Below are 6000 nucleotides of genomic sequence, written 5' to 3'. Positions count from 1 at the left end.
GATTGCTGCTGGTCATCAGGGATGGAACTCCTACTCGGGCCCTCTCAGGCTAACCCGACAAAGCGGGACGTCTCACCCAAGGCTGACAGAGAGGGGCCGACGACCACGGACGAGTGAAGCCAGCCGCTATCCCTTGCGCTACACCTGTTGCACTGCCTACCTTGCTCGGTCATAGCCACTGAGCTGCGAGGACCCGACTAGGAGTCCGCCTCAGGATCGGCGACCACTCAAGAACTGGCCAGGCCAGCCTCGCGCAGCTTGTCGAGCTGGTGCTGATCGGTCCGCTCGGTCACCCCCAGGCACCGGGCCAGGTGCTCCACACCCGGCCGGCACCACGACAGCTCCATGAGCAGCTGCGCGGTCCGGATCGCGGTGCGCCCCAATCGCCCGCTTACCGGCCCAGATGGTCGGCCAGCGACTCGACCGTGCGCCGGCGCATGGTCATCATCGCCACCGCCGAACCGTCCGCGAAATGAAGCCTGAACCGCGCCATCGCCTGCATCCTCGGACGCCGCTCTGTCCGTCCGATCAGGGCTCGCGGTGCGTCCCAGAGCAGGCGACCGGGCTCACGGACGTGCGGACCCGCCGCGATGAACGCCACCCGGCGGTCGGTGACCGTCAGCAGCCCGGCCTTCCCCAAGCCGGCCTCGGTGGGAAAGGTGCTCGCCATGCTCGCTCCTCCCCCGGACACCGCGCCGACCCGCGCCAGAGCCGTCCCGAGCGCCGCCGGCGCGGGGCCCACCGCCTTGACCCCGGCCACCGGTATCACCTTCGCCACGTCCAGCAACGCCTCGCCGGGCTCCAACAGCGGCTCCACGGCCAGGCGATAACGGTTGATCATCTTCTCAGTCACTCCCGCAGAGTAGCGGTCCCGGCTACCCCACGTTGAGGCGGGCGGCGAGGCGCACCAGGCCGGGGAGAGCTCGCGGACGCCTACTCCTGGGTGCTGGCCAAGGTCGCCGGGGTGGGCCGGCCTTTCGTACGGCGGGTCGGCCATGCCGGCGGCTGGCATCAGTGCCAGACACTGACGCCAGCCCTCGGGCCGCCTCCCCCGCTTCACGACATCTCTCGGGGCCGTCGTTCTGGTCGCAGTCGTGGTCGGTGTCCACGAGAGAGCCGTCCTCGGATCGGGTCAGGTCACACTTTGCGGTCCTTCGCCGGGTAGAGCTTCGCGTGCAGCACCCGCACCTCCCACCACGGATCGACCGGAGCGGCCACCAGCGCGGCCACCAACTCCCGCCTGGTCGGCGTGTCCAGCCCATGGTGGTGCAGGCCCTGGTGACGGCCTTCCAGCGCTCACTCGCGGAGGGGCTGGCCGCACACCCGGAGTGATGCAGCGGAGGGCCGGACTGGTTCCCGGCGCTCCCCGTCGCCGTGCCGTCAGCCGTGCAGGGTCGTGGTCCACGGCTGCGGGTCGGCCGTGATCTCGGCTTCGGTGAACCGCTCGATGACCCACTGCCGGTGGGAGAACAGGACGGTCTGGTCCAAGTAGTGGGGCGAGGCGGGGTTGGCGGACTCCCCGTAGGCGAGGACCGTGCGGGTGCGGGGGCCGCCCGGCGTCAGCTCGGTGGCCATGACGAAGCTGGGTCGGAACGGCAGCCACCGGGGTGCGCGGGGCGGTGGCGGATCTGCGGCTGGCCACCGAAGGGATGCCGGCCGCCGTCCCAGCCGGCGGCACGACACGGGCGAAGCGAAGCAGGACGGGCGGGGACGTCGAGTGACCGCCGTCGGCATGCTCGGGGCGGAGCTCGAACAGCCCGTGCCCGCTCCGACGGCATCGACGGCCGTGCGGGACGGGGCGCAGTAGCGGACGCCAGGACCGGCACCACGTGATGTTTGGGCGCCGCGCGTCGGACGGCCGGCCGCAGCCGCAGGTCACTCCCGGTACATGACGGCCGCGAGGGCGCGCTCGCGGACGTCCGCCGAGGGGTGGCGGCGCAGCTCGCGCAATAGGGCCCGCCACTCCTGGGGCCAGCCGAGGCGATCCCCGAACACCTCCGTCAGCGCCGTGGCGAACAATCCGGCAGCCGCGCCGGTGTCCCCGTCCCGGCGGGCGGTCCGCGCCAGCGCGTCGAGTGTCCCGGGCGGCGGCAGCGGGCCCGAGGCGTGATCCCGCAGCAGCGCCAGCGCGGTGAGCGCGGCCGCCGCCAGCCGGCCTTGGTGGGCCTCGGCGAGCGCGCCGAGCGCGGTCGCCAGCGCCTGCGGCCCGGCCGTGGGGGCCACCAGCCGGCGCAGCGCGGCCGCCCTGATGCCCGCCAGGTCGGGTTCGGCCGCGAGCAGGTCGGCGGCGCCGGCGAGCAGCGGCCGGTGGCGATCGTCGGCAGGCAGGTCCGTGAGGTGGGCCAGCCTCCGGCGGGCCGGCAGGTCCCGGTCGTCCCCGGCGTCGGGGTCGTCCGTCCGCGCAGCGGCGGCGAGTTCGGTGAGGGTGCGGTGCAGCAGGCTGCCAGGGGCGGCGCCGCCGAGCGGGTGCGGCAGCCCGGAGGCGGCGAGCGCGCGGACGGCGCCCGCGGCCTCCCGCCAGCCGCCCCGGTTCGCCGGGTCGGTGACGGCCCGTCGGGCCACGTCCGCGGTCTCCGGGGCCCAGGCGGCCCACCGCGGCAACGCGGCGAGGGCGGGCGTGGCGACTTCCGGGTCCGGCGCGGCGGCGACGGAGGCCACCAGGTGGGCGTAGCGGGCCCGGTGGGTCTTGGGAAGGTGCCCCGGGTCGGCCCGCAGTACGGCGCGGCGCACGGATGGCGGAGCCTGCCCGGCGGCCTCTGCGAGCAGTTCCCAGACAGGTTCGGCGTCCAGCAGACCGGTCGCGAAGGCGACCGCCGCGGCGCGTACGTCGCGGTGCTGGCCTTCGACGCGGTACGCGGCGACCAGCAGGTCGGCGGCGGCCCGCGGCGGCAGGTGCTCGGCGGCCAGCCGCACGGCCTCCTTGCGGCTGGTCACCTTGCTGCCCTGCGCCCGGGACAGCAGCTCGCCGAGCCGCTCGGCGAGCTCGCCTGGCGGGGCAAACCGGGCAGCCCGGGTGGCCGCGTACACCGCGACCCGGGCGCGGTCGCCGCCCGTGTGGGCCAGCAGGTCGCCCAGCGCGTCGGCGGGCCGGTCCGTCCAGGCCAAGGCGGCGAGCGCCGCCTCTGCGAGCACCACCTCGGCGGAGTCCAGTTGGGCGCGGACGACCGCCTTGCCGTACTCCGGGATCGCGGCGGCGGCGTGGACGGCTGCGGCACGCCCGTGCAGCGGCAGGGTGAGGTCGCTCGCCGCCGCGGCGGCGAGGCGGGCGGCGGCCCGCCACTGGCGCGGCGTCCAGCGGCTCGCCGACCACGTTGGCGGCAGGGTCGCCCGCTGTGGCTGCTTGAGAAACCGCCCGTACGGCGGCATGGGGGCGAGCAGCGGGTCGAGCAGGTCGGTGCGCCGCTCGACCACCACGTCCCGCACCGGCGGCAGGAAGGCGGCGGAGGGCTCGAGTTCGAGGATCTCGGCGACCCGGGCGCCGCGGGTGCGCGGGTCGTCCAGCCACAGGGCGGCGGCCGTGGTGAACGCGCCGTCCGACCCGAACTGGAGGGCGTGCAGGAGGAGTTCCTGCAGCTCTGGGATGCCGCGGGCCCGTCGGCCGAGCGAATGGGCCAGGGTGAACAGCAGCCAGTACTCCGCGGTGTCGGCCATGGTGTCCAGCCACGGCCGCAGGGTCGCGAACACGGCGTGCTCATGGCCCCGCCGCAGCCGGTGCTCCAGTCGGCCGAGTTCGACCGTGCCGGTCTGCCCGGCGATCCGCTGCAGGCTCCGCAGCGCCCACTCGACCAACTCGGCTCCGCCGGCGAGGGCGTGCTCGCGCAGCACCTCGGCGACCAGCCGCTGCAGGGCGGCGCGGGTGGCGTACGAGCAGTCACGGGCGTCGACCGCGTCCTGAACGGCGGCGTCGAGGACGGCTACCGCCGCCTGGGTCAGCAGCCGGGCGGGCACCTGGACGAGCGCGGTCAGCGCCGCGCAGCGCACCGGATCCTGCTCGTTGCGCAGCCGCGGCAGCAGGCCGAGCGCGTCCTGGACGGCGGCCCGGTCGTCGGAAGCGGCCGCGTTGGCGAACAGGGCCGTCCAGGCGGCAGACCGATCGTCGGCGTCCGGGCGGGCGAGGGCGGCCCGCAGCTCCGGCTGGGCCTCCGCGGTGGGCAGGTACGCCAAGGCCGGGGCGATCTGTGCCCAGGGGCGGCCCTCCGCGCGACGTGCGGCAACCCGCCGCCGAGCCTCGGCATGGCGGCGCGCGTGCGGGAACAGCGGCAACAGGAGGGAAAGTTCGCCCTCCCGCGGGAGGGCTCCGGCGTACACGAGGTCGAGGAACGCGTCGCGCCGGCCCGGAGGAAGGGCGCGCAGCAGGGCAGCGAAGCAGCGGGGCGCGGCCAGCCAGTGGCGGCCCAGGGCGGGGAGCGAGGGCGGGTCAGCGCGCACCATCCGGCGCAGCGTGCCGCTGGTGGGCGGCGTGGTGTACGGCCCGACCGCGCCGCGCCGCGGGTCGGCGAGGAGCCGGACGGTGCGTTCGGCGTCCGTGGCGGCCAGCGGCGGCAGATGATCACGGCGCAGCGGGAGGTCCGGTCCGAACCGCTCCAGCAGGTCGAGGACCCGTTCTGGGCGGGCCCGCACGGTGGCGCCGAGGACGTCGGCGAGGGCAGGCCACTGCCCGAGCCGCAGCGTCTCGGGGTGCTTGGCGAGGACCCGCTCCAGGTGGTCCAGGACCTCGTCCGGGAAGCGCGCGGCGAGGGATGCGAGCGGTGCAGCGTGCGCGAGGTCGGGCAGGGTCCGGTCGACGAACGCGGGGCTGCAGGCGGAAAGCAGCCGAGCTGCCTCGGTGTCGCCCCACTCGGCGCGCAGGCGGCCCACCAGCCGCTCGGCGAGCCCGTGCCGGCGGCCGTGCCGGACGACCCGGGCCAGCTGTCGGCGCAGGGTGCAGGAGGCACCGGTGAAGGCCGCCTCGATCGCCTCGTCCGGGATGCCCTGGGTGCGGGCGGCGCGCAGGGCGTACCCGCGGACCACCGTGTCGGGGTCGGTCAGCCGCTCGGTGAGGTAGCCGGTGGCGCGGCCGGCCGACGCGGCGAGCGCGGCCAGCCGTCGGCCGTACACACCGGAGCGCTCCAGATTGGACAGAAGCCCCGAGAGCTCGCCGTCGACGGCAAGTTCCCGGGCCCTGCGGGCGACAAGCCGTTGACGCTCCGGGTGGGAGAGCAGGTCGAGGTCGGCGAGCAACTGATCGGCTTCGTGCGGCATGCGGTCATTCTGGCCGGGCACAGCGGGTGCCTCCCACCGGCTTTCCGCTGCCCGGCATGGGTGAGCAGGGCCGCGGGTGTGCGGGGCGGGTCAGCCGGTGACGGTCTCGGCGGTGTGCCCGTGGAGGGCGTCCAGGAGCGCGGCCTGGTGGTCGGTCGGCTTGCCGGCGGTGCGGGCCTTGTCCTGCTTGCGCAGCCACGTGCCGGGGCGGAACGTGGGGTCGTCGCCGAGCCGGTGCGGTTCGCCGGGCCGTCCAGGGTGCCGCCGGCGGCGAGGTAGGCGAGCAGACGGCGGTAGGAGCGGTTCCAGTCCGGCTCCAGCTGCCACAGCTCGTCCAGCTCGTTGAGCTTCGCGGTCTCTTGACTCGGTATGGCCACCGGGCGGCCTGGGGGCATCCCCGCTCTTCTCAGTGGGCGGCCTCGGCCTCGCGCTCGGTGTGACGGGGGCAACAGGTATCGCCCTATCGCGTCCAGCGTCACGCGGTGGCAGTAGCCCCCTGGCTGGCCACCCCGGCCCCGCAGCCATCCCGGCACCGGCAGCAGCGGCCGCACCACCGCCCGCTCCGCGTCCGACATGTCCGTCGGGTAGCGGCGCTCACGCACCCCGTGGTCGCCGGCGCTCCCGAACCGGTGAGCCAGGCAGTCACACGCAAGGGTGACCGAAGTGGACTCCGCGTCCGCGATGCCGTAATACTGCGTCAACAGGGCCTCCTGAAATGCTCGTTGGCGTAGACACCCTTTGAGCTACCGGGAGGCCCTG

At 75.1% G+C, this 6000-nt stretch carries 4 protein-coding genes; all 4 read right to left on the bottom strand.

Annotated features, from left to right (window positions below):
• Nucleotides 1-391 precede the first annotated feature (391 nt).
• Nucleotides 392-853 carry a hypothetical protein gene (locus ACWDAK_RS34645; RefSeq protein ID WP_344641164.1) on the bottom strand — a complete coding sequence of 154 codons (462 nt, stop codon included), beginning with the start codon at nucleotides 851-853 and terminating at the stop codon, nucleotides 392-394.
• Between the two features lie 527 nt (nucleotides 854-1380).
• Nucleotides 1381-1734: a penicillin acylase family protein gene (locus ACWDAK_RS34640; RefSeq protein ID WP_427395746.1), complete on the bottom strand. Its 354-nt coding sequence runs from the start codon at nucleotides 1732-1734 to the stop codon at nucleotides 1381-1383.
• Nucleotides 1735-1875: 141 nt separating this feature from the next.
• Complete coding sequence (locus ACWDAK_RS34635; protein ID WP_427395745.1) at nucleotides 1876-5241, bottom strand: hypothetical protein; 3366 nt, start codon at nucleotides 5239-5241, stop codon at nucleotides 1876-1878.
• Between the two features lie 90 nt (nucleotides 5242-5331).
• Entirely contained in the window at nucleotides 5332-5568 is a 237-nt protein-coding gene (locus tag ACWDAK_RS34630) for a hypothetical protein (protein ID WP_427395744.1), read from the bottom strand.
• Nucleotides 5569-6000 lie beyond the last annotated feature (432 nt).

The sequence above is a fragment of the Kitasatospora sp. NPDC001175 genome, assembly GCF_053598215.1.
This window is presented reverse-complemented; position numbering and strand designations above follow the sequence as displayed.

Bases quoted from the DNA above. Each gene is read 5' to 3' on its own strand.
- ACWDAK_RS34640 (WP_427395746.1), bottom strand. From the start codon at position 1,734: ATGCCGACGGCGGTCACTCGACGTCCCCGCCCGTCCTGCTTCGCTTCG.
- ACWDAK_RS34635 (WP_427395745.1), bottom strand. From the start codon at position 5,241: ATGCCGCACGAAGCCGATCAGTTGCTCGCCGACCTCGACCTGCTCTCC.